Consider the following 25,780-nt stretch of genomic DNA (forward strand, 5'->3'; position numbering starts at 1 on the left):
TGGAAAGCCCTCAATGTCTTCTACACAGCGCCCTTTGAAGGCCACAACGCCTGAACCCGGTATCCGCCAGGTCCTGGCGCCAAATGGCTCGCCGATGACGTATCACGGCACCAACAGCTATATCCTGGGCGAAGGGCGTGTGGCGATCATCGACCCAGGCCCCAACGACCCCGCGCATCTGCAGGCCTTGCTGGATGCGCTGCAACCAGGCGAAGTGGTCAGCCATATCCTGGTCACCCACAGCCATGTCGACCATTCTGCCGGTGTCACCAACCTGGCCCAGGCAACCGGCGCGCCTGTCTATGCATTTGGCGACACGCAAGCTGGCAGCAAGCCGGTTCTGGCCGACATTGGGGGCGGTGAAGGTTTGGACCATACTTTCGCACCGGACGAGATTGTGCCTGATGGCGGTTGGATCGAGGGCGAAGACTGGCGCGTGCAGGCCCTCTGGACACCGGGGCACCTGGGCAATCACCTGTGTTTCGCGTGGGGCAACGTGGTGTTTTCAGGTGATCATGTGATGGATTGGGCCACATCGATGGTTTCGCCTCCCGACGGCAATCTGAACGACTTCATGGCGTCGTTGCAGAAACTGATGGGGCGGCGTGACAGGGTGTTTTACCCCGGACACGGCAACCCCGTCATCGATCCAGAGGCGCGGGTTCGAAACCTGTTTGACCATCGCAAAGGGCGCGAGGCCCAGATACTGGACGCTTTGCAAGACGGCCCCGCCGATGCAGCCACCCTGACGCGTCGCATTTACACAGATGTCGACGCCTACTTGCTGCCTGCTGCTCAACGCAACGTGATCGCACATCTTTTGGCTCTGGTTGAGGGTGGCCGGGTCGTCAGCCAAGGCCCGGTTTCGGCCAGCGCGGTGTTCGCGCTGACCGAGGGAGGCTGATTACTCGGCCGGTTCCAGCGTCAGCGCCGGATAATCGGAATACCCTTCGGCATCCGGGGTATACAGCAGGTCGTCATTGGCCGTGGCCAACGGATGATCACCTTGCATCCGCGCTACCAAATCGGGGTTGGCCACATAGGCATACCCGAAAGACACCGCGTCGCCCGCGCCGGCTGCAAGCGAAGCGTTGGCGCGATCCTTGTCATACTGGCCATTCAGGATCAGCGTTCCGTTATAGGCCTTGCGGATATCGGCAACCACGGGATCCTGATCCGAAGACATCATGTGTTCAATGTTCTTCGGCACTTCGAGGATGTGCAGGTAAGCCAGTTCAAAGGCGTTCAGCTTTTCGGCGGCTACAGCGAAGGTTTCTGCCGGGCGACTGTCGCGAATGCCAAAAGGGCTGGCAGTGGGCGAGAAACGCACACCCGTACGGTCCGCACCAATGGCGTTCGACACGGCCTCGACCACTTCGATCAGGAACCGCGCGCGATTTTCAGGAGAGCCGCCGTATTCGTCGGTTCGTTCATTCGTGCCATCACGCAGGAAGCTGTCCAGCAGGAAGTTGTTTGCCGCGTGAATTTCGACCCCGTCCAGACCTGCCTCAACCGCGTTCTTGGCGGCTTGCGCAAAGTCCTGAACGATCTCGGAGATCTCATCCTTGGTCAGTGGTCGCGGTGTTGGGAACTCTACCGGAACGCCATCAGGGCCCGGAATAGCGCCCTCTGCTGCAATCGGCGAAGCCGAAACCGGTGCGTCCTGTCCGGTGTAAACCGGCAGCGCGGCGCGCCCCATGTGCCAGATTTGCACGAAAATCCGGCCACCCTGTTCGTGAACCGCATCGGCCACCTGTTTCCATCCGGCAACCTGTTCGTCCGAGAAGATACCCGGCGCTCCTGGCCACCCTTTGCCTGCCTGATTGATGGCGGTGGCTTCAGCGATGATCAACCCGGCTGTCGCGCGCTGCGCGTAGTAACGTGCGTTGATCTCTCCGGGAACCCCCTCGGCTCCGGTACGGCCACGCGTCAGCGGAGCCATGAAAACACGGTTCTTCAAGTCATACCGACCCACGCGGATCGGCGAAAAGATGTCAGTCATATCTTATCCTCTTGATCAGACGCATGCGAAAATGCACCCGTCTGACGCAGAGTTGGGGTGCCGCTCAATAATATTCATCACTGGACATTTAAGTAATTTTTTGGTATGACAGTGGGGCGATACAAAAAAAGCGAAAAAATCGCTGCCTCCCACTGGACGCCGCCAAACGCTGTTGCTATATCGCCCGTCAAGTTCCGGCGTAGCTCAGCGGTAGAGCAGTTGACTGTTAATCAATTGGTCGTAGGTTCGATCCCTACCGCCGGAGCCAAATCTCTCTGTATTCGTTGATGAATCTGGCGCGGACTAAGATCTATTAACATTCTACTACTTGCTTTCAATGGGCTTGTGGGGTTGGAATGTATCTATGGATGGCTGTCCGAGCCACACTGCGCACATTGTTCAAAGTAAGCCCCGTCGGGTTCAATAGCCCTGTCGTACCAAGTACGTATGTCGCGGGAAGCACAGTTTGGGCATTGTTGAACACGGTCAATTCTTTCGCGACCAAGCATTTGGACGTAGTAGTTGATTATCGCTGCTACTGAGTCCGCCGCCACAAGCGCGGAACTTTGCCCAGCATTCCGATGGTGTGTTAGCCAATTAACAAGAGGCCAAGCTTTTTCTACTACCGCTTTTAGGTAGGCTCGAAGTTCGCCGTTTCGTATCAATCCTTACTTCTGTTTTTTTGAGTTAAGCATGACCTTTTGACAGGTAATAGCTTAAAAGAGCAGCGCCTCAATGAGACGCGGCCCCGGCGCGCTCCATGACGCGCACAAGCATCGGGGAACAGGCCGCAAGCTATTCCGCTTCTTCGCATTTTCTTGCCGTCACGGGTGCTTGCACAGGTCCGCGACGGTCGGTCGAAGATCGGCGGGTAGTACCCACAGGGGCACGCAGAGGCAGGCCACGCGTCTAAGTCTATATCGGCCAGCCCCTTCGCCTGCCAGCACGTCTAGGACGCGCTCTTCGGGCGACGCCAACGCCATAGGTTCCGTTTCAATTTGTCACGAAATCCAGGGCGCGCCTTTTCGAAACGTAGTTGGTGTCCGCTAGCGATTGTTCCAACGTCTGAGCAATTCGACTAGGCTCGGGGGTCGGGTTTGCGACGCCGTGGCCGCAGCAGCAAGACAATGCTCAGCACCGTTGCGGCGGCCAGAACGGCGCTGATGGGGCGGGTCAGGAACGGTTCGACCGACCCTTCCGACAGGATCAGCCCGCGCCGCAAGCTTTTGTCCAGCAGGTCCCCCAGGACCAACCCCAACACCAGCGGCGCCATGGGATAGTTCATCTGGCGAAGCACAAAGCCAAGGATACCAAAGGCCAGCATCGTCCACACATCAAAGGGGCGCGCCGCGATGGCGAAGGCCCCCACCGTGCACAGCACGAAGATCACCGGCAGCAACCGTTCGCGCGGCACCCGCAGCACCGCCAGCAGCGGTGTGGTCAGCGCCAGCCCGGCCACGGTCATCGTGGCGGCGGCCAGCACGATGGCGGCAACCACGCCGTACACCAGTTCGGCGCTGACGATCATGATCATAGGGCCGGGCTGAATGCCGTGGATCACCAGCGCCGCCAACAACACCGCCGACGGGGCCGAGCCGGGGATGGCCAGCGTCAGCACTGGGATGATCGCGCCGGGTACAGCCGCCGAATTGCCGGTTTCGGCGGCGATCAGCCCCTCGGTTGAGCCGCGCCCAAACAGCTCTTTCGCGCGGCTCAGGCGCTTGGCGATGGCATAGGACACCCAGGCGCCGATGTCCTCGCCCACGCCGGGGATCAGCCCCATGACGGTGCCCGCGATGCCCGAGCGCGCCATCGTGCCCGCATTGTTCACCACATCGCGCACCTTGGGCAGCAACCGGCCGGTGTTTTGCGACATTTCCGGCGCTTTGGTTGACGAGATGCCCGACAGGATCTCGACCAACCCGAACGCGCCGACCATCGCCGGGATCAGGCTGATCCCGCCGGTCAGGTCATGGATACCGAACGAAAACCGGGAATAGGCAAAGACCTGTTCCTGCCCGATCATCGCAAAGGTCAGCCCAAGGAACCCGGCGATCCAGCCTTTCAGCGGATCGTCCAGCGCGGTCAGGTGGCCCGAGATGACAACCCCGAAAAACGCCAACCAGAAGAACTCGAACGAGCCGAAGTTCAGCGCGTAATCGGCCAAAATAGGCGCGGTGAACAGCAGCAGGACAACACCGACAAGCGTGCCAAAGAACGACCCGACCGTGGCCAGCGCCAGCGCCTCACGCGCGCGGGCTTGGCGCGCCAGCGGATAGCCATCCAGCGCCGTGGCCGCGCTGGCCGGTGTGCCGGGCATGTTCAGGATGATGGCGGTGCGGCTGCCGCCATAGATCGCCCCGACATACAGCCCCAACAGCGCGGTGATCGCCGTGGCGCTGTCCATGTGGAAGGTTAGCGGCGTCAGCAGCGCCAGCCCCATGGTCACCGTCAGCCCCGGCAACATACCGATCACGATGCCAAGCAGCGTGGACCAGACCGTGACGAATAACAGGTTCAGGGCAAGCGCATCAGAGAACCCGGCGAGGATGGCGGAAAGCTCGGGCACGGGCGGTCAGGACAGCTGTATCAAGAACAAGGTCTCGAACAGGAACCTTGTGCCCAAACTGGTCACCACGCCCAGCACAATGGCGACAATCACCGACCGGACCACCCCCTTGGTGCGGTTCTGGGAGTTTAGCCCAATCTCGAACACCAAAACAAAGGCGGTGACAAACAGGAACGTTGCTACAAGGTAGGGTGTGTTGCCGAACAAAACCGCGCCGTAAATCACGGTCAGAACCACCGCAGCACCGGCGCGCCGGCGGCTTTGCGGGGCGCCGAACACGTTTTGCCAGAACGTGGTTGTCTGGGCCCCGTCGCGCCCGCGGCGCAGGGCCAGAATGGCGCCGGATACCGCCAGCGCCACACCCAAAAGCCCTGGCGTCAGGCCGGGGGCCTGATAGACCGGCGCGCCCTGATCCTCGAACCGGGGCATGAGCCACGACCCCCAGACGACGAGGCAGCCCAGCCCCACAAAGACCAGGCCCGAAATCCTGTCCAATGCACCGTTTGTCATCCTCACCTCCGGTTCCGGGGGCCGCCCCTGCCGGGACGGCCCGATGGTATTACGGCCGCGGAATACCCAGCGTGTCGGGGCTGGCGGTCGAGGCGCCGCTATCGTGCAGCAGCCAGGCGTTCAGCTGAATCGACGGCCAGACCTTGTCTTGCGCCTCGTCGCCGGCATGCACCGTCAGGATCGAGCCGCGCTGTTTGGTATAATCCTTCAGCGCCTGCGAGTTTTGCAAGCCGGCCCAGGCGGCCTCGATCTTGGCCGCCACATCGTCCGGCACGTCACCCGGCACGAAGACACCGAAATAGATCGGGGCCAGGGCAAGGTCTGGCAGCGCCGAGGACACCGATGGAACCACGCCCACGCCCGGGACGTCAACGTCGGCATCCGACAAGATCGCGATGGGTTTCAGCTTGCCGGCGCGCAGCATGTCGACCTGCTCGGAGATCAGCTGCGTGGTCACATCGGTTTCGCCTGACACGGTCGACAGAACCGCCGCCGCCCCGCCATCATAGCCGGCGTGGATATAGTCGCCGCTCACCGCGCGCGACAGGCTTTCGATGGCCGAGTGCCCGGCTGAGTTCACGCCCGAGGTGGCAACCTTCAGCCCCCCTGCCTTCAGCGCCGTAAGAAACCCGTCCAGGTCATTGATATCCGAGCTTGCAGGCACCGAGATGATGCTGGCCAGCGCCGAATTCAGGTACAGGTCCCAGTCCTTGATCGACGTGTCCATCTTGCCGGTCACCGCATAGGTGCCCAGGTCCTTTGCGGCACCGGCCGTCCAGGTATAGCCGTCATGCGGCGCGTCCCAGGCCGCTTTGGACCCGATCGAGCCCGAGGCGCCGGTCTGGTTGATCACCACGATCTTCTGGCCCAGCGCATCGGCCATTTCGGCCGCGACCACGCGGGTCACCTGATCGGTGGCGCCGCCGGCACCCCAAGGCACGATCAGCTGAATGGGTTTCTCGGGCCAATCGGCAAGCGCCGACGTGGCCACGGTTGCCGCGGCAATGGCGCCGAGCAGAATTCCGGTTAGTTTCATTGTTTCCTCCCAAGTCCTGTTTGCGTCCGCTTCGTGTCGGCCATTGCCTGCGCCTCGAATGCCAGCCTCGTGACCGTCAGCGTGTGACGTTGTGGGCAGGCTTTTTCGGTTCGGTTCAAAACGTCGTCGCGTAAATTCGCGAAATAGGGCGTGCCGGCCTCGCGCGCGTCGAACCGCGTGCAGGTGTCGCCATTGACCAGAAACACGTGATCCGTGCCGGGCTGGCCGGCCACATCCATGTATTTGCGCAGCTCGATATACCCTTCGGTGCCCACCAGCGTCAGGCGCCCGTCGCCCCAGTTCGGGGCGGCATCAGGGGTGAACCAGTCCAGCCGGACATAGCCGCGCACATCGCCAGCCATCAGGTTCATCTCGCCGAAATCCTGGAAATCGGGGTGATCGGGGGTCGCCAGGTTATCGACCGTGGCAAAGGTGATCTGCGCGGAGTCGGACTGGCTGAAATGCAGGAACTGGTCGATCTGATGCGTGCCGATATCGCCCAGGATGCCGCCATATTCGGGCGGGGTCCAAAACCAGTCGGGTCGCATATGGGCGTTCAGCCGGTGCGGGCACTGGCTTAGAATATGGATCAGCTTGCCGATCCGCCCCTCATCCAGCAATTGCTTGGCCAGGGTGGTGGATGGCACTTCGAACCGTTCGGAAAAGTCCACCGACCAAATGCGCCCGGTCTGCGCGATCTTGGCCTCGATCCGGTCCAGCTCGGCCACGGTCAGGCAGCCCGGCTTGTCCAGCATCACATCCTTGCCCGCCGACATCGCCATCAACGCCAGATCGGCCCGGTCCGCAGGCGCTGTCGCGATCAGAACCAACGGGATATCGGGGTCGTGCAAAATGGCGTCCAGCGTCTTTTCAGGCACGTCAGGAAAGCGTTTCTTGAACCCCGCATAAGGGTGCGGCCGCCCAAGTGTCCAATACCCGGCGAAGTCACAGCCGGCATCTATCATACCCTGCGCCATGCCGAAAATATGGCGGTGATCCAGGCCCAGGGCGGCAAAACGCAAACTCATGCCTCGGCCTCCACCTGCGCGATTGCCCTGGTGCGGGCCGACCGTTCGATCGCGTCGATCAACCGGTGCACCCGCAGCGCGTCCCGGCCCGACACCCGCGGCGCCTGCCCAGCCTGCACCCGTGCGGCGAAATCCGTAATCAGGTCGCGGTGCCAGTCACACGGAAAGTCCATCGGATCGCCCCCGCCCCCGGTCCCCGTCACCTCGCCCACGGTTTCGGTCTGCCCGTTGCGCCAATGCAGCGTCAGCGCACCGGCCTCCAGCTTCAGCGCAACATGCGTGCATTCCAGTTCCAGCGTTTCCGCCCCACCCGGATAGGCCGCGGTTGTTGCCACGACCGAGCCCACCGCGCCGTTCTCAAACCGCAGCCCGGCGGCGGCGAAATCCTCGGTCTCCATTTGATGCAGCGGCGTTTTCCCGGTCAGGGCCATAACTTCAGCGACCGGCCCGGCAAGGCTGAGCATCAGGTCCAGCACGTGGATCGCCTGGGTGATCAGAACACCGCCGCCATCCATGTCCAGCGTGCCGCGACCCGGCGTGTCATAATACCCCTGATCGCGCCACCACGGCAGACTAACGCGCGCCATCAGCACCTTGCCCGCCCGCCCCGAGGCCATCAGATCGGCCAATGCTTCGGCGCCGGCGCGATAGCGGTGCTGCAACACGATCCCCAGCGGAACCCCAAAACCCTCGCAGGTTTCCACCAGCGCCTTGGCGCGCGCCAGGTCACGCTCCACCGGTTTTTCCATCAAGATCGCCTTGCCCGCCGCGCCAAGTGTTTGCACAAGTTCAGCCCGCGCGTTGGGCGGGGTGATCACAATCACCACCTGGGCGTCGCTGTTGGCCACGGCCTGCAAGCTGTCGAAGGCTGGCCACCCGGTTTCGGCGGCCATAGCCGCGCGGCGGCTTTCGGACCGGCTGTAAAGGCCCACCACCTCGATCTGATCGGCCAGCAGTTTCAACGCAGCCAGATGCGGTTTCGAGGCCATCCCCAACCCGATCACAGCCAGCTTTATGGGTGTATTGCACACAATCGGCCTCCTGCTACCGATGGATCGAACGATGGGTTACCGGTGCCGCGCACCGGGTCATTGCGGTGCCGGAACGGCCACTAGGGCGGCGTTCACGTGCTTTGTGATCAGCGCTTTGGCCAGCTCGACGTCGCCGTCACGGATGGCATCCAACAGCGCCAGATGCGCGTTGAAGGCAACGTTGTTGCGCTTGTGCCGGTCTCGCGACAGCATGAACCGAACCCGGTCGGTGTGCCCCTTTACCGAATGCACCAACCGCCACGCTGTCGGCAGGCCGGCCAGATCGGCAAGGGCGGCGTGGAACCGCTCGTCCTGTGTAAAAAACTCCAGATGGTCGTCATGGCTGACGGCAACGCTTTGCAGCGCGATGATCGAGTCCAGCGGCCGCAGATCGGGCGGGTCAGCCGCAAGGATGGCCACCACCTCGCGCTCCAGCGCCCGGCGGATCACCGTCCCCTCGCGCGCCCGCGCTTCGTCCAGCGGCGCAACCAGCGTGCCGGCCTTGCTGCGCGATTCGATCAACCCATCTTCGATCAGTTGCTGATAGGCCTCGCGGACGGGTGTGCGGCTGACACCCAATTGCGCGCTAAGCTCGGTTTCGTTGATCGGATCGTTGGGGCGCAGGCGGTCCTGGATGATGCCCAGACGCACGATTTCATAAACTTGCGGCCCCAGCGGCCTCGATCGGTCAATGGTGCCAAGCGCACTGAAATCTGTCTGTGGTCCCACCACGGTTTCACCCGTTCGTGTCTTTGAGTTCTGCATGCCTGCCGCCTGTTTCAGATTCGCTGGAATACTTGCATACAAGAACACAAATACACAAGTACCCCTGCCCAACTCATGGATCGAAACGTGTAAGGCCCTGTGAACATGGGACTTTCTGACCCGGCGGCTGGCGGGCAACGAGCAGATTGCGGCGTGGAATTGACCATTATAGGGCCCGCCCCCGGGGTAGGCATCTGCGCCACGCCCAGAGACCCGACCACTCAATGGAACCAACCCGGCGCATTTCCCGGCTTCGCTTCGCTCGTGCGGCGCGCTCGCTGCTGCGGCGCAGCCAATGAAGCGAGAGAGGTCATTCAAAGAATTGATGACCGGCCATGTTCGTACCGCGCATTTGCTCTATGTCACCAGAAACATCGCGAGGCAGAGTTTTGCCGCCCAATGACCAATATGCGAGCGTGGCGCGGGGCGCCTTCTATGGTCATGTACAATCCCCAAAAGCCCTGTTCGTCGATTCCGACCACAACGCAGAATGGCCCGCGCCTGACGGTGACCGGCACCAGATGTTTGCCGTGCTTGTCGATGCCTGTGTGATCAAGAGCGAACCTGTATCGCCTCGGCGCGGGTTCGAAAACGCTCTATGAGGTACGTCCGAAACGATCCTTTCACCTGCTGCGGAACATCTTCGCGCAATAGAAGGCACCATGCGAAAAAAGGGCGATCGCAGCAGGTTTGGTGGGACCTGCGCCTGCTGGTTATTTGTCGTGCTTTACATACCAGTCGTGCATGCACATGAACATATCGGTCAGATCCAAGGCCTTTTGCGTGGCGGAATACTCCACTCTGGGAGGCACTTCCGCGTAGACCTTTCGTTTCACCAACCCGTCCTTTTCCAACGCGCGCAACTGGTTCGTCAGCATCGTCTGCGTAATGTCGCCACACAGCCGCCGAAGCGCGTTGAAGCGCTTCATCCCCTGAAAAATCAATATCTGCAAAATGATCAGTTTCCATTTGCCACCGATCAGTTTGGCAATGTTCGGCATGGGGCAACCGGCGGCTTGCACCAGTCTTTCTTGATGCGTGATATCGTCGATTTTGCTCACTAAATTCAGACCCTTGCGTCGTATTCAGTATTATTTTTAATACTATATACAATTATACTGCCTACTTGTCCAATCAGAGTGCCGATCGCTAATTTGCAAATCAATTGGTGAAACGCTCGACATTGTGTCGACGAACTCAGGACATGACATGACCCAAGCAAACATCGGAACACGCGAAGATTGGCTCGAAGCGCGGCTGGCCCTGTTGGAGAAGGAAAAGGCGCACACCCGACAAAAGGATGACCTTTCGGCAGCGCGCAGGGCCCTGCCATGGGTTCCTCTAGATAAAGAGTACGCCTTTGACACAGAAAAAGGGGAGGCGACGCTGCTGGACCTGTTCGGGGACAAAAGCCAGTTGATCGTCTACCACTTCATGTTCGGGCCCGAGTGGCAGGAGGGCTGCAAGAGTTGCTCGTTCTGGGCCGACAGCTTCAATGGTCTCGAACCACATCTGAACGGGCGCGACATTGCGTTTGTCGCTATATCCCGCGCGCCCTTGGCGCAGCTGTTGCCGTTCAAGAGCCGTATGGGATGGCAATTCAACTGGGTCTCGTCGTTCAAGAACAGCTTCAACGCCGATTTCGACGTCAGCTTCGGCTCGGATCACCGCGCAGAAGAACCGGTGCGGTACAATTTCAAGGACAACGCGATTTACCCGATGGACGAGGCGCATGGCACCAGCGTCTTTGCTCGCGATGATGCTGGCACTGTTTTCCACACCTACTCTACTTATGGCCGCGGGCTAGACATCACAAACGCGGCATACAGCTACATCGACATGACACCGGCGGGTCGCAACGAACCGACCGAGGGCAACCCGATGGCGTGGGTGAAGCACCATGACGACTACTGAAGACCACAATCCGCTCCGCACAAATAGGGCGGTTGGGTTGCTCGTTGTGCTGGTCCTACTCTGCTGGGCCTTTCTGCTGGCCGGTGCAGGTATGGGCATGAGCATTTCCAAGATGTCGTATCCCGGGATCGTCGGGCATCGGACCGGCGACGCGCCAATGATGGACATGCCTGTGGCGGGGCCAGGGCCAATGCGGGTTCTGGGCATGTGGTGGGGGATGATGTTGGCGATGATGCTTCCGGGCATCTGGACCCATTTGCCGCCTGACACGCAGGCTGGCCGCTTGCCCGTTTGGCGCCTGGCCTCTCACATCGCGGGCTATTCAGTGGCGTGGCTCGGTTTCTCTATTGCAGCGACGGGTGTGCAATACGGGTTGGTGTCTGTTGGGCTTTTGGACCCTATGAAGTTGTGGAGCACCAATCTCATCTTGTCCGCCGCACTTCTGGTTTGTGCTGGTGCCTATCAGTTCCTGCCCACCAAACGACAGAGCCTCGAATCTTGCCGGAATATGAAGGGAGCTACGCCCTCTTTTTTTGCTGGCCTGAGCTATGGCCGGACTTGTCTGATTGCCACCACGCCGATGATGGGACTGCTGTTTGTTGGCGGCGTGATGAACATCTACTGGATTGTCGGTCTCACGATAGTGGTCACCGTCGAAAAATCATTGCCTTCGCCGGGCTGGTTCAGCACGGTCGCAGGTGCCTCTCTCCTTGCAGCCGCAGGATGGCTGCTTGCCTCAACCATATAAATTAAAGGAAAATTTGCATGCTGTCCAAACGGCAACTCCTGCTGGTGTTCCCGGCTTCGCTGGCGATTGGTCTCACCTTTCGGGCTGCAAACGCCGTGGGGCATACCGGGCAAAACGCCTTTGCTCAGATCAACGCACTTCTGACGGAATACGCTTTTCGTCTGGACGCTGGCCAGATCGAACAATGCGCGGCGATGTTCACCCATGCCGAATTCACCATTGAAGGTCTGGGAACGGTCCAGGGCAAATAGGGCGTGTAGAACCTGTTTTCCGGCATCATCCTTTCTCTGGGCCCGCGGGCCGTTATTGCAGACTCACGCCGCGACTTTCGCAGACCTTGTTCGCAATCCTTTTCATATCCTTGCAGATCTTCAGATTATGAGGCGGACGGTCGCGCCTGACAGTTCCGGGATCGACACCAACGAACTTGCAGGCCCGGCGATGCGAGATGTCGTGATCCCGCATTGCCCTGAGCGCCGCATTCCGCCGTTCGCTTGATGTCGTCAGCTCTTTCCCAGTAGGTCCTTCAGGACGACTTTGTCCCGCATGGTGTCCGCCAACGGCCGCTTGAGCTGAGCATTCTCGTCTTCCAGGGTTTACAATTAAGACGCGTCGGAAACTTCCCTGCCGCCGTACTTGGGCTTGAAATTGTCGAATGTGCCCTGGCTGAGGCCATGCTTCCGTCACCCTCCGGACGTCAGCATCCCGGCTTCATGTTCCTTGTTCATCCCGATGATCCGTGCCTCGGTAAAACGGCTCTATCGCATTTGTTTGCTCCTTCAAAAGGTGAGCAAACTCTCTATCAAAACCAGCGAAGTTTCGGGGGCAGGTCATTGCATACATCTTTCTTGCAATATCCGTACCCGGTATGTGCCACGAAACCTCGCGGGTTGTTTGGCCAATAAGGCCGGGAATAGTCTGTGGCCATCACTTGGAATACCCTTTGTTATCCGGGACCCGTTTTAACATCGGGCTTGACTTAAACCGCCCGGACCGGTGATCGTATAACCCGAAAAAGGGGGCTGGGATGAGTATCGAATACCTTTGCGTTGCCGGCGTATACGTTGTTGGCTTTGGAACGCTTTTTCTAGCCCTCGCGAAAGCGATTATCGCGCTCAACCACATGGACTTGCTGCTTTTTGCGATGCCTTTTGGATAATGGATCAGGACCTAAGAAAGACAGCCTTTGAATCGATGATCAAAGCCCTTTCGGGGCCAATTCGGCAGGACTTGGAGCATTCCGAAGTCAGCGAGATCATGATCAATGGCCCCAACCAGATCATCGTCGAACGAGGGGGCACCATGGTGCCGCCACTCACCGGCGAGGACCGGTTTCGGTCTCCGGAAAGCCTTCGGTCGCTGGCGCGTGCAATTCTTCAGTTTTCCGGCAAACGTCTTTCTGCAAACGATTTGTCGCAGGAGGCCCGCCTTCCCGACGGATCACGGGTTCACATCGTTCAGGACCCGGCCAGCCGCGAAGGCTTGTCAATTACGATCCGAAGGTTCCGACAGGCCGGGTTGGAATTGAGTGATCTTGTCGAAAACGGATCGCTGAGCGCCGCGGCCCTGACCTACCTAACCGACAAGGTGACCGGCAAGGGCGACCACGCGCCGGCAAACATCGTGATTTCCGGTGGCACCGGCACGGGTAAAACCACTCTTTTGCGCCTGCTTGCCGGCCTATGCAAAGACGACGAGCGGATTATCACGATCGAAGACGTGGCCGAACTGGACCTGCAGAACGATCACGTGGTCTCGTTGGAAGCGCAGATGCCGGACCACCTTGGTCGCGGTGGTGTGTCTATTCGCGACCTGTTTCGTGCAACTTTGCGCATGCGTCCGGATCGCATTATCGTGGGGGAATGCCGTGGTGGCGAGGCGCTGGACATGATGCAGGCCATGAACTCGGGCCATGGCGGGTCGCTGACCACAGTTCACGCCGATGACACAGACCGCGCAATGACCCGGCTTGAGACGCTGTGCCTGATGTCGGACGTCGAAATCCCGATGACGGCAGTTCGGCGACAGATCACCGAAGCCATCAATGTTGTGGTGCAGGTTGAGCGTCACGGCAAGCGCAGATTGATTACCGCAATCGGCGAAATGGACCTGAGCCAAGGCATCCCGGAAAGCGGGTATCCGATGCGAAACGTTTTCCGGCGAAAGGGTGAAGGCGCATTGGAAGACTTACGATAGTGCGATTGTTGACTGTACCATTTGCTTGAATAGCAGGCAGAGAAATTTCCGCCTTGTTTCGAAATTTGCTTGCTATTTAACAGATCCGATTCAACTCTGACGTCGCGGAGGTTTGTTATGTCTTTGGAATATTTATTGGTTGTTACTTTGGGGATCGCCGTTGTCACCGCCTTAGGTTTGATCGCGCAGGACATTGTTAGTTTTGTCTCGACCGAGATAAGCGATCTGACGGCAAATTGATCCGATAGAGAGAGGGTAAGCACATGAAAATTGAGTATATTTTGGTTGTGATCCTGGCGCTTGGGGCTTTGGCGTTCTTGGGTACAAGCTTCCTGACACTTGGCGAGGATGCGCAGGGTGGCAAGGACAACGCGATCGAGATCATCGACAACGTTGGCAGCGGCGGACTGGACTAAGCGTTCGGTCCAAAGGGAAAAGGCATGAAGGTTGAATACCTCTTGATCCTTCTCCTTGGCTTGGCGGCAGTGACCTATTTTGCGCGTACGGCGATCACCTTTCGCGACTTCGCGCAAGAAAAAGAAAGCGTTTACGAACAGACGGTGTTGGATTTGAAAGACGCCGTCGCAGGTCAATGACGCGGGTGCGGAGATTTACGCGCGCCACGGAGGGATCCGTGGCGCTGGAAGCCGTTATGGTTTTGCCAATTCTTCTTTTCGTGACAGCTTTGGCCGCCGAGTTCTTTGTTACCGCACAGCGGCGTGTCGCTGTTGAAAAAGCGGCCTATGCCGCCGCACGTTCGGCGCTGGTGCATCTTTGCCCGTTGCCAAGTCTGGGCACCCCGTTCGAACTGATCACTGGCGCGACCGCCGCGCCATGTGTTGATCAACCGGACCGGTGGGACCACGCCGCAAGGTGGGCGTTGATCAGCGCGGCACCCGGTTCGCGTCACGCCGTGAACCGAGGCGCTTGTGAAACGGTGCCCGCAGCCGAGCGCGCAATTCAACAGGCCGGGCTGCGCGGAGACCTGACACAAGCTATGCGCAACCGTATTTGCTATGCCTTTGAACCGGAAAACGTTGGGGTTCAAGTCGCATGGCGGGTCAGCCCGTTCGACTTTATCGGCGCATTGGAAGGCCCGGTTAGTCACGCAATCGAGGCCAATGTAACCTTTCGCTATCCGGCGGCAACGCCGCTTGCCCGCTTCATCGCGGATGGGCAGCGCGGCGACGGGTCATACTGGATCGAGAAAAGCGCCCGGGTGGTGATCCGATGACCGGCCGGACACGACACTTAACTTGGTTGGGCCGGGCGCGAAAAGGCGGCGTTGGACTTGCGGCATTGATTGGGCTTATTCCTGTCGCCCTGATCTTGTTAGCGTCCATGAACTCTGGCCAGGCCATGCAAGAACGCCGTGCCTTGCAGGATGCAGCGGATGCCATCGCGATGAGCCATCAAAGCTGGGCCGCGCGATCACTTAACACGATCTCTATGAACCAAGTTGCAGCGGTACAGCTGACAGCAACAGCGATCGGCGCCGAAGCCCTGGACGACGCGCTAGACGTTCTGGCGATCTATTCTGGCATCGCGACGGGTTATATCGCCATCCACGCCGGTATCAATTGTCCGCCCCTTTTGCTTGGTGCACCGGCATGTTTCGCGCAACACGCGCTCGAGGCGTCTGAAGCGGTCAGTGCTGCGCTTTATGTTGCCAGCACCAAGAGCAAGTACAAACCAGGACAGGTTGAAGATCTGGCCCATCGCGCATTGCGGGCAACCGAAGAGATGAACAAAGAGATCATCGCCCGCTTTCCAAGGGCAATGGAAGACGCCACGCAAGCTTATGCAGAACGCGCCGGGCTGGAGGCATGGTATTTTCTAGATTCCTGTGTGGGCTCGGACATTCGGGCCTGCGCCCCCTCGCCCCGTCAGGGTGGCAAACCACTGCCGGTTTACGACGCTGGCACCGCCGGGCAGGTCGAAAAATGCGCTGCCATGTTCTTTGGCACAATGAACGGGCGCACCGGTTTCATGGCGCGCGGATTTCCGATTTTCCGTGGCCCACTCAGCTATGGCGGGTCTTCCGGCAACCCCAACCTCAAGCGGCATATCAACGAGGAAACCGACATCGGCAACCGGTTGGAAAGCTTCTATGACTGGTACAGCCGGTCCTACCTAATTGGTTCGCCCCCCAAATACCCGCAAATTCTGAACCTCCCGTTCAAGCAGAGCGAAGACGGCCTGAACATGTTCACCCTGTTCTTCGCCATGAAGACAATTGATGTGTGCATTGGTGGTGGGGTCCCCTCCATCATGGGATTTGGCGGCTTGCGCGCGCCTTTGACCACCGTTTGGGCCGCCAACAATGTTGGGCAATTTGATCGTCTGTCGCTCAAACGCCCCGAGCATATGCCGGATGACTTTCACACACTGGTGGCTGTGGCTGCCCTGTCAGGCACGCGATTTGGACAGTCTCACTTTGGTGCGGTGCCGACCCGCCATTTTGCATATGGTCAGGCAAGTCTGATCAATCGCAGCTCGGTCGACACGTTTTCGGCCCTGTGGGAAGCCCAGATGATGCCAGCCAGCGAGCTTGACCAGCCCGCCCCTCCAGCCGCGGATATCAGTGCCAACGCCGCGCCCGCTTTTGCGGAACTGGCCAACTTGCTGAATGCCGTTGACGGTGCCGAGAAATGGGACTGGATTAATGCGCATTAGGATTTTCACACATACGCGCCCGGGTGGGGTGTCATTCGAGGCGATCCTGATCCTGCCACCACTCGTTGCGTTGGTTCTGATGGCCCGGGTGGTCGCCGAGTCGCATCTGATCCGGTCCGACACGGCGTCGGATGCCCGCCAGTCGGTGGTCGCAATGTCGGAAACCGAGGCCTGTTGGCCCACGCGCACCGATGGCGGACCGCGTATCGACGTCCGGCGGCGGGTCCGCACCTTTTGTTGGCTGGATGACGCCGAAGAGATCGCCGAAGAAGAGTTGCGGTTTGACGACGCGATGCGTAACGCGGCATCCGCAGCCACTTTCCTGTTAGACGACGTTGGGCCGGAAATGCGTGCAGACACTGTATTTGCACAAGCCTTTGGCCGTGCCCGGTTCCGTGCCCCGGATTTCCTGCACAACCGCCGGGCGGCGCAGACAACCCAATTGCGCGACTGGCCGACAAAAGACACCTGGACCGAAGACGATCAACCCTGGCGTGACGGGCTCGACCCCACGATCTGGCGCCAGATTCAACAAATTGGCGACGCCGAGAAGCTTTTCCCGCGCGTTTTTCCCGCCGCAATTAACTGACCGGAGGCCCCAATGCAGATGACGAAAAGCAGGCTGATTTCGATCTACCTAGGCATCGCGATTATCGCTGGACTGGCGGCTGCGACCTATTATCAAAAGGTGACCGAGGCCCAGCAAACCGTGCGCAAGCTGGCTTTGGCCGCAACGCCGTTTGAGCCGTTGCCCAAAGGGACCGAGGTCAACGACGACATCATCAGCAAGTTTCGCATTATCACGCTTCCCGCTAACGTCGCGAATAGTCAGCTTGACTGGGCTATGGCAGGTTCGCGTGCCAATGTTGAAAGCCTGCGCGGATTGGTCCTGAAAACAGACCTGCAACCCGGTGATTTCCTTCGGGCCGAAGATTTCGTGGACCAGTCGAACAATGTTCTGTCGCTCAGCGTCAATGAAGGCAAACGGGCCTTTTCAATTCCCGTGCGACCCGGCAGTGCGGTCGGCATCTTCCTGACACCGGGCGCGCAAGTTGACGTGTTGCACACCACATTGACGCAGGATGAACGGTCCGAGACCGCCACGTTGCTGGAGGATGTCACTCTGATGGCCGTTGGAGATTTTCAATCAGAAGCAGCATTTGTTCAGGCCGGCCGGCCAACCTATACGTCGATAACCGTTCAGGCAAACCCCGACCAGATCGCCAACTTTCTGAACCGAACCGAGGCATCGCGCGGCCAGTTGACAGTAGTGCTGCGCAAAGCGGCTGGTGAGAGCCAATGAACGAATTCAGCCTGGCCAAACGTTATCACCTCTATATGACCGACGCGGGGTCGGTGCATGACAGGATGCGCATCGTGGGGCCGGACACGTATTTTGTCGGCGGCGATCCAAGCAGGCTGCATGACCGCAACTACGTGTTTCTGAATGGCAGTGCCCTGCCTTTGCGTGGCTTCAAACTGGACCTGAACGGCCCATTTGACCAATGGACGGTAACAGCCCTTGCAGACGGCATGGTCGACATGGGTGGCGTCCCCTTGCGTGAGGGTGAGGCTGTTCCGATCCAGTACGAGTCCCGCATTCGCCTGCGCGATGCATCGCTGATCGTCAAATTGCCCAACGCCGAGCGGTCCGCACAGCTGGGAACCTTGGATCTCTCCGAAATTCAGCTGACCGTGCACAACCAGCTTTTGGATTTCGAAGAACGTCAGCCCAGCATCACGCAGATGGCTGAAAACAAACGCAAGCTTGCCTTGTCAGAGCAGGTCAATGCGTTCCTGAACGAGATCAATCGCAAAATTGATGCCAAGCAGCGCGCGTCGTTGGCGAAACAAGCACTTCTACGGCATTTGGAACTGCATTGTCTATCGACCAATGATGCCGGGCACCCGGCCTCGTTTTCGCCCTATGCGGAAATGAACGACGCCGAGCGGAACGAAGTCCGCAAGGTGATCAACCTGGTTTCCGTTCAATTGGGCCTGTCCACCAAACCCATCGATACGGCGGACGATTTGGAATTGCTGCGCACCAAGTACGAACCGACCATGGCAAATGCCAAGATGCCTATGTCTGACCTGTTGCAACGGTCCATTGTAGACGACGCGGTACGCGATTGGGTCATGTCACAAAGGTTCGGGATGGGGGCATTGGAATACCTTCTCGAGGCGCCAGTGATCTCTGAGGTCATGATTTGCTCGTATGACCGCATCTTCGTCGAAAAAGTGGGGCGGGTGTTTGATACCGGGCTGCGGTTCGAAGAAGAAAGCGAGGTCGAACGTATCGCAAAGCGCATCGCCAGCGCAGACAACAAGGCGCTGACGATGCGCGACCCGTTGCTGGATGCGCGCCTGCCTGACGGCAGCCGCGTGAACGCTGTGTTGAACCCCACGGCCTTGCAGGGCAACGCCATCACCATTCGCAAATTCTCCAAATCTGTGCTGACGCTGGGCAAGCTGAGCGAGTTCAACATGATGAGCCCCGAGATGGAACGTTTCCTGCGCGCGGCCGTCAAGGCACGGCGCAACATCGTCGTCTCGGGTGGGACGGGCACGGGCAAAACGACCTTGCTGAATGCCCTTGCCCTGACGGTTCCCTATGACGAACGGATCGTCACCATCGAGGATACCGGGGAACTGAAGATCACGGATTCAGCAGACGACCCCGACGATCTGGGTCGCTCGCGCAACCTTGTCGCGCTCGAGGCGCGCGATGGGACCTTCGGGTCACCCATCACAATCCGAGATCTTCTGCGCAACGCCCTGCGCATGCGGCCGGACCGGATAATCGTTGGCGAATGCCGCGATGGTGCGGCGCTGGACATGCTGCAAGCGATGAACACGGGCCACGATGGTTCGATGACCACTGCCCACGCCAACTCGCCCGAAGAGTTGTTGTTGCGGCTTGAAAACCTTGCGCTGCAGGGCGCTTCGAACTTGCCTGCGCGGGTGGTTCGACAGCAGATCGCGTCAGCCGTAGATATCGTTGTGCAGGTGCATCGGACAGCCTCCATCGACCCGCAGAAACGCGCTGAAGGGCGCAAGCAGCGGTCCGTGGTCCAAGTCGCCGAGATTGGAGATTTTGAAGAAGAGACCGGCGAAATCCCGGTATTTCCGATCTTTGAAATGGCACAACCCAGTACCGAGCCATTTTTTCTTGTGTCGGGTTACGTGCCAAGTTTCCTCGAGGAACTGGCTGAACGGTCCGGCTTCCACATTCAGGACTTTTTCGCGGAGGTGACGCAGTGAACGCGGACAATCCCCTCTGGTTAATCGTTGGTGTCGTGGGTTGTTTCCTTGCAACCGCCGCCATTCTTTCCCTGCTATTCCAACTCTACCGGGATCGGGCCGAAGAGACAGCAGCCGAAGACAACAGTCTGATGAACCCGAAAGTCAGCATCCTTGGTCTGCTGATTTATGGGATATTGGGCGCGGCTGCGTTCTTTGTGCTGGCTGTGCCGTTGCAAATGCCTTTTGTCGGGCTGGTCGCCTTTGTGGGGGCGCTGGTCATTGGGTTCTTTCAACAAGAAAAGGCACGGCGCGAGGCGATCTTTAAGTTTGAAGAAGGTCTGCCAACCCTGCTTGCGCGCTGGTCCAACGATATGGCAGGCGGGTTGTCCTTTGATCGGGCAGTGCAGGCCTCGTATGCAGATGCCACCCCATTGATCCGACAAATCCTTGCGGCCATCTTGCCCAAGCTGGGCGAAGATCCGGTGTCGGCCTTTCAAGACGCACAAATGCGTATGGAGCGACGCGGCGTACGCTCCGAAGCCTTTGCGATGGTAGTTGCCGTTGTTTCAGCCGGGGCACGGGCTGGCAAGCTGGGCCCGGCTCTTGCCTCTGTGTCCGAAGCGTTGCAGGACGTTGAGAACCTGAAACTGAAGGTCGCAAAAGAGTCTGAATCTGGCCGTCGCAACGTCGCCCTGATGATGGGGCTGGGCGTTCTGATCGCAATCGCCGTAAACGTCATCGAGTTGCCCGGTGATGAGAAGGCCGCCCCCACCGTTGTCAGCCAGATCATGTTTGGCATGTCGATCGCGATGGTCGTTGGCGCATGGATTGCCGCCTATTTGGTGTCGAGGAGCAAAGTATGACCTCGATTGATCCAAACCTCCTTTATTCCGGCGCCATCTTTGTTGTCGTTTTCGCGTTGGGCCTTGCGGTGCTGCATGCTGGCCTTGCGTTTTTCGAGGCGCAGTTGTCTGCGGCCGACCGCGCGGGCCTGGGGCAGACACCCGGTTCCGACCAGGCCAACTGGAACGACGAAGCATGGCGCATGGCCTTCTTTTATCGTCTTGCCCCGCGCAGCCTTACAGCCCCCGAAGGGATGGCCGCGGAATTTGATGACTTGTTCTGGTCGGGCGGCCGGCCGGTGGGCGCGCTGACGGGTGATCAGTTCCTTGTCGGCTGCATGATGATGACCATTATGTCAGCCATCGTGCTGACCATCACCTTTGCGGTGGCCTCGTTCATTGTACCAGTATCGCCGCTCTTTGCGCTGGGAACGATAATCGTGGTGCCCCTGCTTATTGGTTTCAACCAAATGACGCTGATCCGTCGCAAAGCCAAAGAGCACATGGCCGACGTCGTGCGTGAGATACCGTATTTCCTGGACCTTCTGGTGTTGGTTTTGCAGGCTGGCGGCAACTTCCGCACAGCAATCGAGACCTATATTCAATCTGTGCCCTCGGGCGCCATGCGGCGCGAAGCACAGATGATCCGGCAACAGCTTTCACTGCAGGGGGATGCGGCTTCGCTGATGCAATTGGCCGAGCGCATTCCGGATCAGGCCATCGAGCAGGTTATCGGAACAATCGCCAAAGGGATCGAAACCGGGGGCGACCCCACTAAGGACGCCGAACAGGCGGAACGCTTGCGCCTGATCCGGCAAGAGAATGCAAACGCCTTGGCCAAAAGCATATCGACCAAAATGAACCTGATCACGTTCGTGGCGCTGGGTGCGGTGTTTCTCAGCATCTTCGCAACCGTCTACCCAATGATCAGCGCTTTCGGATAACAGGAGGGAACCATGGCACAAACAGACGCATTTGCCCTACGCGTTGTGAAAGGTCCCGACGCCTCACGCGAGGATCCTTTGGGATACAATACCATTACGGTGGGCTCGGGCCAGGATGACACGCTCAAGGTCTTTGAAACCGGTGTGCAGGCCGCACATCTGCGCATTTTTCCGGACATAGACAGCACCAATCCCGACGCGGTTCCAGAGACATGGCGGTTCGCCTATCGCCCCGGTGTCGAGATCAAGAACAGCGAAGGCAACGCCCGGTTTGGGACGATCAAAGAAGGATTGACCTTTGATCTTGGCGAAACCCGCCTGCAGATCGTTGACGACACGCAAGGCCCTAAGGCCAAGCCGACCCGGGAGAAGGGCGAGTTGCCTCTGGGGCTGTCGCTTGCCATCATTGTGCTGGTACTTGCAGTCTTTGGCGCCGGCTTTTGGCATTTGAAGCTGCGCCCGGCGGCCACTTCAAATGCACCCAAGTTCGTGTTGCAGATGAACGAGTTCAAATCCGACGGGTCCAGAGCCGCCGCAAGGTTGGACGAGTGTCTGAAAGCCAAGCCACACTTGCCCCCCGAAGACATCGCGACGCCACGACCGAACCTGCCGAATTTCGCCTTCCTGACGCTGCACAACCAAGTTTCGGGTGGGGAAACCGCGGATCCCGCGTTGAAGTCTGCTTTGCTGAACGAACTATCCTCGGCCGTGCACCGGGCCGGCTTGTTGTATCAGGCAGGCAATACAGCCGCGATAATCAACGAGTTGGAAGCCGTCGTGAACATGATCCCGGTTTCGCCGGTCGCTTGCGATTTTGTTGAATACGCATACGCTGATATGACTAGGCTAACCCGGGCACGAAATTAAATTGCGATTTTTTGGAAGATTAACATGAGCGGAACAGAGACGCGAATAAATGCCGATATCGAGGCGCTTCTGGAAAGCGTGGTATTTCAGTCCGGCAGCGTGCCAGACAAACAGGTCCTGGGCGATCTGGTTCGCTTCACCGCGCCGGCCCGTGGCGAACTGGTAGCTCAGATCGACGCCTATGTGCCGCGCCACTTGATCGGAAAAGACGCAGCCAAGCTGAAACTGATCAAAGGGCATTTCGAGGCAATCGAGAACCTGCGCTCACTCAGCGCGCCGCAATCGGTGCCCGACGTCATTTCGCCCGCATCTTTGAAAGGGCTGCCGCCGGTGGCCGTTGTTGCCGGCTGCCCATATGGCTACTTCCCGGACGCAGACAACACGTGGGCGCATGAACGGCTGGCGGATTTCAAAGGGTTGATGGCCTCGTTGGCCGAGTTGCATACGCTGGGCCTGATCCATGGCAACATTCACGAGGGTTCGATCCGCAAAGAACATCACGAGGATCACCCCCGCCTGTGCGATCTGGCCATGCACACGGGCGAGCCAACGGCCCTGCCCGAAGAGGCGCTGTTGTATCACAGCGCGGAACTGCGCCAATCAATGACGCCCGACGTACAGTCTGACCTCTATGCTGCCGGTATGATCGGGTATCGCATCATGCTGGGTGTCTCGGGCCCCTACCGCGCGCTGACGGGCGGCGACGCACCCTTGGACGAAGTGTCTCTGGCAACCGCTGTAAAACGCGGCCCACAGACCATTGTCCAAGCAGATGCATTTACCGGCCTGGCAGGCAACGTCCCGCAAAAGCTTGCGAAAATTCTGGCTCGAATGGTCGGTGCGCCTGGCGAACAGCCATACAGCTCGATCGACGAAGTGAACGCCGCTTTGCAATCTGCCGATATGGGCGGCGCCGTAGAGCAACCCGTGGCCGCCGAAGCCAAGACGTGGAGCACGGCCTCTTTGGCTGTCGCGGCCAGTTTGGCCGTTCTTCTGCTGGGCTCGGGGGCGTATAACTTCATCCAGCGTGGCGAACTGGCCGACCTGTCTGCGACCAATGCCAACCTCGCTTCGACCCTACGCAGCAGGTCTGAAGAGGTGACCACACACCTGGCCACCATCGACGCCAAATCGTCAGAGATCGATGGTTTGCAAACCGCGGCAGCCGCGCAACTGGCGGCCGCGAAAGCATGTGTTGGCAACATGGCCCCTATCCAAGACGGCTTGCCCGGCAGCTACCTGTGGCCTGCGCTGCAGGCCGCGCAAGCTGACATTGCCAATGCAATCGACCAAAACCCCGACGCGTTGACACAGGCCTGTGCCCGGCGCGACGCCGTGCTGGCCCTTGCCCCTGCCGCGCGTCAGCTGGACGCCGCGCGGTTGTCTCTGGCCGCGCAGGTTGACGATGTGCGGTCCGCGCCGTTTGCAGATACCGCTGCGATCGACCTGTCGGTGGCCAACGGCCTGTTGCAATCTGCCTTGGCGGCCGGCGCAGACGTGACCGCGGATGGGATCGATCAGACCGCTGCGGCGCTGCGGGAAAGCTCGGCGCAGTTGGAAGGCGAGGTTTCCGCATACCAAGCCGCATTATCGAGCGACCTCGTTGCCGCCCGCCAAGCCATCGCGCAAAACCAGGACGGGCTTCATGCATTTTGGCCACCCGAACCAGACCCGGCTGGCAATGCGACGTGGACTGACCTTTTGATGCAACAACGCGCTTTGCATGACGGGTTGCGGGCCGCAACGGCTGCATTGGACGCAGCACTTGGAAGCGGCACGTTTGTTCCGCCATCTGAACCGGTGGCACCATCGGAATATGCGGGATACGTGTCCGAGTTGCGCACGGACGTCGCCACGCGGCTGGAAACGGCCAAAGCCACGGCAACCGAGTTACAGCAAAACGCCGCCGCCTTCCGATCAAGATCCCCGGAAACCTTTCAGAATGCACAGGACCAGTTGGTTGCAGCCGACAGCCAGCCCAACGTCATCGCACGGGCTGCCGCAATAAATGCGGCAACTGGCGGCTTCCGCGCCGTTGTTCAGGCGGCCGAGACGCAGCTATCGCAGCAAGTGGAGGAGTTGGCAGGCAAGCTTTCGCGTCTGGCCGAGGGTGGCGCCGCCCAAGCCGACGACCAGACCAGCAAAGCCTTCGAGGCAGCCAGCGTCGCCCTGGGCGCCGTGCAGGATGCCGAGGACCTGAACGCGGCCTTCGCCCGCGCGGACGAAGCAGATGGACTGATCACAGTTGCGGCAAAGGCTTTTGCCAATACGCAGGCCGGTCTGACAGCAGCCATACGCAGGCATGCTGAACTGGTTGATCAGGCCATTTCGGCGCAATTGACTGAATTTGGGATCAATCAAAGCAATGTAACACCCGACACGCTTGGCCAAGCGTTGAAGAAACCCGAAACCAATGGCATTCCAAGCGCAACATTGCAACAGCAGGTCGCGCAATCCACCGAAGTGCTGCAACAGGCGTTACAGTTAGCGTCACGCATGGTTGAAACCGAATCCAACGCCGCCCGCAGCGCGCTGTCCGACTTGGGACCGGTGGACGACACTGCAGCGCTTGGGCCATTGTTTGACGCCGACGAAGCCCGCAAGAACGGCGCACTTTGGACGGCAACCTTGAACTACCGCAAAGCAGCCCGCACCTTTGCCCAGATTGCAGCAGCCCGCAGCGCGCCGCGCAATGTGACCATTGGCTTTGCCGAAGAGACGCTTGCACAACTCAATAATCCATCACGGGCCAATGAATGCTTGCGCTGCAAGATCTTCATAGATGGTGCCGAAGAACGCAGTGCAACGTTGCGGCCCTTTGGTTTGGACCGCGAAGAAGCAACCTTTAATGCGGTTCTGACAGCCTTTGATCAGGCGGACTATGTTGCCGACAGCACCAACGGCACCCGCGTTGGCCTTGTGCGAAATGGCGTTATGAATTGGGATACGGCCACGACATTGTCTTTGGCTGGCAAGGCAGAGCGTCTTGGCCCCTTACGGCCTGCCTCGGGCCTCAGCGCCCGCGACGCGGAAACCTATTGCAAACTGGTTGGCAAACGGCTGCCGACCGAGGCCGAATGGGAATACCTTGCCTCAGGTGGCGGCAAACGGCTGTTTTCATGGTCCGAGAACGAACGCCCCAAAACCCCTTGGGATTCGTTTAACTGGTCCAGCACCGCAGGCGCGCTCAGCCAGCGCGTTTCACCCGAAGGCTACCTTGGCCTGTCAGGTGGTGTTGCGGAATGGGTAACCACAGACGGCGGATTTGTGCTAAAAGGGGGATCATACCGCGCACAAACGGGTATTCAGCTGGCCGTATCCTCGCGGCTGATTGCGCCATTGGATATTGCCGGTGACGACCACGGTGTGCGCTGTGCCTTTGATTTGGAACGGTGGCCGGAATGAT

General features: G+C 59.3%; 26 protein-coding genes, 1 tRNA gene and 1 pseudogene. 19 read left to right on the forward strand and 9 right to left on the reverse strand.

The window, feature by feature from the left end; translation table 11 throughout:
* Positions 1-13: 13 nt before the first annotated feature.
* Positions 14-904: an MBL fold metallo-hydrolase gene (locus ACMU_RS07025; RefSeq protein ID WP_035257850.1), complete on the forward strand. Its 891-nt coding sequence runs from the start codon at positions 14-16 to the stop codon at positions 902-904.
* Here ACMU_RS07025 and ACMU_RS07030 read toward each other — a convergent pair whose 3' ends face one another.
* Positions 905-2,002 carry an alkene reductase gene (locus ACMU_RS07030; RefSeq protein WP_035257853.1) on the reverse strand — a complete coding sequence of 366 codons (1,098 nt, stop codon included), beginning with the start codon at positions 2,000-2,002 and terminating at the stop codon, positions 905-907.
* Between the two features lie 193 nt (positions 2,003-2,195).
* Between ACMU_RS07030 and ACMU_RS07035 the strand changes: the two genes are divergently transcribed.
* Positions 2,196-2,270, forward strand: a tRNA-Asn gene (locus ACMU_RS07035).
* Positions 2,271-3,080: 810 nt separating this feature from the next.
* Here ACMU_RS07035 and ACMU_RS07040 read toward each other — a convergent pair.
* From ACMU_RS07040 to ACMU_RS07075, 7 genes are all read right to left on the reverse strand, one after another.
* On the reverse strand, positions 3,081-4,571 hold the full coding sequence (locus ACMU_RS07040; protein WP_035257856.1) for a tripartite tricarboxylate transporter permease: 1,491 nt from the start codon (positions 4,569-4,571) through the stop codon (positions 3,081-3,083).
* Positions 4,572-4,577: 6 nt separating this feature from the next.
* Entirely contained in the window at positions 4,578-5,081 is a 504-nt protein-coding gene (locus tag ACMU_RS07045; RefSeq protein WP_081805432.1) for a tripartite tricarboxylate transporter TctB family protein, read from the reverse strand.
* A 49-nt stretch (positions 5,082-5,130) separates the two neighbouring features.
* Entirely contained in the window at positions 5,131-6,117 is a 987-nt protein-coding gene (locus ACMU_RS07050) for a Bug family tripartite tricarboxylate transporter substrate binding protein (RefSeq protein ID WP_035257861.1), read from the reverse strand.
* Positions 6,114-7,145, reverse strand: a complete 1,032-nt coding sequence (locus tag ACMU_RS07055; RefSeq protein ID WP_035257863.1) for a Gfo/Idh/MocA family protein — start codon at positions 7,143-7,145, stop codon at positions 6,114-6,116. The genes ACMU_RS07050 and ACMU_RS07055 overlap by 4 nt, the downstream gene beginning before the upstream one ends.
* Positions 7,142-8,176 (reverse strand): Gfo/Idh/MocA family protein, encoded by a 1,035-nt coding sequence (locus ACMU_RS07060; RefSeq protein ID WP_236626218.1) that lies wholly within the window; start codon positions 8,174-8,176, stop codon positions 7,142-7,144. Before ACMU_RS07060 ends, ACMU_RS07055 begins: the two co-directional genes overlap by 4 nt.
* Before the next feature lie 57 nt (positions 8,177-8,233).
* Positions 8,234-8,941 carry a GntR family transcriptional regulator gene (locus tag ACMU_RS07065; RefSeq protein WP_051588117.1) on the reverse strand — a complete coding sequence of 236 codons (708 nt, stop codon included), beginning with the start codon at positions 8,939-8,941 and terminating at the stop codon, positions 8,234-8,236.
* A gap of 713 nt (positions 8,942-9,654) precedes the next feature.
* Positions 9,655-10,002 carry a winged helix-turn-helix transcriptional regulator gene (locus ACMU_RS07075; RefSeq protein WP_328286654.1) on the reverse strand — a complete coding sequence of 116 codons (348 nt, stop codon included), beginning with the start codon at positions 10,000-10,002 and terminating at the stop codon, positions 9,655-9,657.
* Between the two features lie 148 nt (positions 10,003-10,150).
* Between ACMU_RS07075 and ACMU_RS07080 the strand changes: the two genes are divergently transcribed.
* From ACMU_RS07080 to ACMU_RS07090, 3 genes are read left to right on the forward strand one after another with little or no spacing between them, the layout of a single operon-like run.
* Positions 10,151-10,855 (forward strand): DUF899 domain-containing protein, encoded by a 705-nt coding sequence (locus ACMU_RS07080; protein WP_035257872.1) that lies wholly within the window; start codon positions 10,151-10,153, stop codon positions 10,853-10,855.
* A complete protein-coding gene (locus tag ACMU_RS07085) occupies positions 10,842-11,603 on the forward strand; it encodes a DUF2182 domain-containing protein (protein WP_051588119.1) in 762 nt (253 codons plus the stop codon). Before ACMU_RS07080 ends, ACMU_RS07085 begins: the two co-directional genes overlap by 14 nt.
* Before the next feature lie 17 nt (positions 11,604-11,620).
* Complete coding sequence (locus ACMU_RS07090; RefSeq protein ID WP_035257873.1) at positions 11,621-11,854, forward strand: hypothetical protein; 234 nt, start codon at positions 11,621-11,623, stop codon at positions 11,852-11,854.
* Between the two features lie 85 nt (positions 11,855-11,939).
* Here ACMU_RS07090 and ACMU_RS19010 read toward each other — a convergent pair.
* Positions 11,940-12,331, reverse strand: a pseudogene (locus ACMU_RS19010) (transposase); the annotation flags it as partial.
* 299 nt (positions 12,332-12,630) lie between these two features.
* On the opposite strand from ACMU_RS19010, the gene ACMU_RS19865 reads away from it, so the two are divergent.
* From ACMU_RS19865 to ACMU_RS19255, 14 genes are all read left to right on the forward strand, one after another.
* Positions 12,631-12,762, forward strand: a complete 132-nt coding sequence (locus ACMU_RS19865; protein WP_268870858.1) for a hypothetical protein — start codon at positions 12,631-12,633, stop codon at positions 12,760-12,762.
* Positions 12,763-12,797: 35 nt separating this feature from the next.
* On the forward strand, positions 12,798-13,799 hold the full coding sequence (locus ACMU_RS07095; RefSeq protein WP_161635633.1) for a CpaF family protein: 1,002 nt from the start codon (positions 12,798-12,800) through the stop codon (positions 13,797-13,799).
* Positions 13,800-13,916: 117 nt separating this feature from the next.
* Positions 13,917-14,039 (forward strand): hypothetical protein, encoded by a 123-nt coding sequence (locus tag ACMU_RS19870; protein ID WP_268870859.1) that lies wholly within the window; start codon positions 13,917-13,919, stop codon positions 14,037-14,039.
* 23 nt (positions 14,040-14,062) lie between these two features.
* Positions 14,063-14,215, forward strand: coding sequence for a hypothetical protein (locus ACMU_RS19420; RefSeq protein WP_161635634.1), 153 nt, complete (start codon positions 14,063-14,065; stop codon positions 14,213-14,215).
* Positions 14,216-14,239: 24 nt separating this feature from the next.
* Positions 14,240-14,395, forward strand: a complete 156-nt coding sequence (locus ACMU_RS19425; protein WP_161635635.1) for a hypothetical protein — start codon at positions 14,240-14,242, stop codon at positions 14,393-14,395.
* Positions 14,396-14,433: 38 nt separating this feature from the next.
* On the forward strand, positions 14,434-15,033 hold the full coding sequence (locus tag ACMU_RS07100) for a hypothetical protein (RefSeq protein WP_161635636.1): 600 nt from the start codon (positions 14,434-14,436) through the stop codon (positions 15,031-15,033).
* Between the two features lie 125 nt (positions 15,034-15,158).
* On the forward strand, positions 15,159-16,475 hold the full coding sequence (locus ACMU_RS07105; RefSeq protein ID WP_152544547.1) for a hypothetical protein: 1,317 nt from the start codon (positions 15,159-15,161) through the stop codon (positions 16,473-16,475).
* The gene (locus ACMU_RS07110) at positions 16,465-17,064 is read left to right on the forward strand and encodes a hypothetical protein (protein WP_152544548.1); all 600 of its coding nucleotides are present in this window, start codon (positions 16,465-16,467) and stop codon (positions 17,062-17,064) included. Before ACMU_RS07105 ends, ACMU_RS07110 begins: the two co-directional genes overlap by 11 nt.
* Before the next feature lie 12 nt (positions 17,065-17,076).
* Positions 17,077-17,778, forward strand: coding sequence for a Flp pilus assembly protein CpaB (gene cpaB / locus ACMU_RS07115; RefSeq protein WP_035257884.1), 702 nt, complete (start codon positions 17,077-17,079; stop codon positions 17,776-17,778).
* Positions 17,775-19,739, forward strand: a complete 1,965-nt coding sequence (locus ACMU_RS18690; protein ID WP_051588123.1) for a CpaF family protein — start codon at positions 17,775-17,777, stop codon at positions 19,737-19,739. The genes cpaB and ACMU_RS18690 overlap by 4 nt, the downstream gene beginning before the upstream one ends.
* The gene (locus tag ACMU_RS07125) at positions 19,736-20,584 is read left to right on the forward strand and encodes a type II secretion system F family protein (protein WP_035257887.1); all 849 of its coding nucleotides are present in this window, start codon (positions 19,736-19,738) and stop codon (positions 20,582-20,584) included. The genes ACMU_RS18690 and ACMU_RS07125 overlap by 4 nt, the downstream gene beginning before the upstream one ends.
* Complete coding sequence (locus ACMU_RS07130) at positions 20,581-21,507, forward strand: type II secretion system F family protein (RefSeq protein WP_035257889.1); 927 nt, start codon at positions 20,581-20,583, stop codon at positions 21,505-21,507. The genes ACMU_RS07125 and ACMU_RS07130 overlap by 4 nt, the downstream gene beginning before the upstream one ends.
* Positions 21,508-21,519: 12 nt before the next feature.
* Positions 21,520-22,374, forward strand: coding sequence for an FHA domain-containing protein (locus ACMU_RS07135; protein ID WP_035257892.1), 855 nt, complete (start codon positions 21,520-21,522; stop codon positions 22,372-22,374).
* 24 nt (positions 22,375-22,398) lie between these two features.
* Complete coding sequence (locus tag ACMU_RS19255) at positions 22,399-25,779, forward strand: SUMF1/EgtB/PvdO family nonheme iron enzyme (protein WP_035257895.1); 3,381 nt, start codon at positions 22,399-22,401, stop codon at positions 25,777-25,779.
* Position 25,780: the final 1 nt, after the last annotated feature.

It is taken from the genome of Actibacterium mucosum KCTC 23349, assembly GCF_000647975.1.
Classification (GTDB): domain Bacteria; phylum Pseudomonadota; class Alphaproteobacteria; order Rhodobacterales; family Rhodobacteraceae; genus Actibacterium; species Actibacterium mucosum.

Coding starts and splice junctions, on each gene's coding strand:
- ACMU_RS19255 (WP_035257895.1), top strand. CDS start 22,399: ATGAGCGGAACAGAGACGCGAATAAATGCCGATATCGAGGCGCTTCTG.
- ACMU_RS19420 (WP_161635634.1), top strand. CDS start 14,063: ATGAAAATTGAGTATATTTTGGTTGTGATCCTGGCGCTTGGGGCTTTG.
- ACMU_RS07090 (WP_035257873.1), top strand. CDS start 11,621: ATGCTGTCCAAACGGCAACTCCTGCTGGTGTTCCCGGCTTCGCTGGCG.
- ACMU_RS07050 (WP_035257861.1), bottom strand. CDS start 6,117: ATGAAACTAACCGGAATTCTGCTCGGCGCCATTGCCGCGGCAACCGTG.
- ACMU_RS19425 (WP_161635635.1), top strand. CDS start 14,240: ATGAAGGTTGAATACCTCTTGATCCTTCTCCTTGGCTTGGCGGCAGTG.
- ACMU_RS07110 (WP_152544548.1), top strand. CDS start 16,465: ATGCGCATTAGGATTTTCACACATACGCGCCCGGGTGGGGTGTCATTC.
- ACMU_RS07095 (WP_161635633.1), top strand. CDS start 12,798: ATGATCAAAGCCCTTTCGGGGCCAATTCGGCAGGACTTGGAGCATTCC.
- ACMU_RS19865 (WP_268870858.1), top strand. CDS start 12,631: ATGAGTATCGAATACCTTTGCGTTGCCGGCGTATACGTTGTTGGCTTT.
- ACMU_RS07055 (WP_035257863.1), bottom strand. CDS start 7,145: ATGAGTTTGCGTTTTGCCGCCCTGGGCCTGGATCACCGCCATATTTTC.
- ACMU_RS07130 (WP_035257889.1), top strand. CDS start 20,581: ATGACCTCGATTGATCCAAACCTCCTTTATTCCGGCGCCATCTTTGTT.
- ACMU_RS07030 (WP_035257853.1), bottom strand. CDS start 2,002: ATGACTGACATCTTTTCGCCGATCCGCGTGGGTCGGTATGACTTGAAG.
- ACMU_RS07045 (WP_081805432.1), bottom strand. CDS start 5,081: ATGACAAACGGTGCATTGGACAGGATTTCGGGCCTGGTCTTTGTGGGG.
- ACMU_RS07105 (WP_152544547.1), top strand. CDS start 15,159: ATGCAAGAACGCCGTGCCTTGCAGGATGCAGCGGATGCCATCGCGATG.
- ACMU_RS07080 (WP_035257872.1), top strand. CDS start 10,151: ATGACCCAAGCAAACATCGGAACACGCGAAGATTGGCTCGAAGCGCGG.
- ACMU_RS07065 (WP_051588117.1), bottom strand. CDS start 8,941: ATGCAGAACTCAAAGACACGAACGGGTGAAACCGTGGTGGGACCACAG.
- ACMU_RS07025 (WP_035257850.1), top strand. CDS start 14: ATGTCTTCTACACAGCGCCCTTTGAAGGCCACAACGCCTGAACCCGGT.
- ACMU_RS18690 (WP_051588123.1), top strand. CDS start 17,775: ATGAACGAATTCAGCCTGGCCAAACGTTATCACCTCTATATGACCGAC.
- ACMU_RS19870 (WP_268870859.1), top strand. CDS start 13,917: ATGTCTTTGGAATATTTATTGGTTGTTACTTTGGGGATCGCCGTTGTC.
- ACMU_RS07085 (WP_051588119.1), top strand. CDS start 10,842: ATGACGACTACTGAAGACCACAATCCGCTCCGCACAAATAGGGCGGTT.
- cpaB (WP_035257884.1), top strand. CDS start 17,077: ATGCAGATGACGAAAAGCAGGCTGATTTCGATCTACCTAGGCATCGCG.
- ACMU_RS07135 (WP_035257892.1), top strand. CDS start 21,520: ATGGCACAAACAGACGCATTTGCCCTACGCGTTGTGAAAGGTCCCGAC.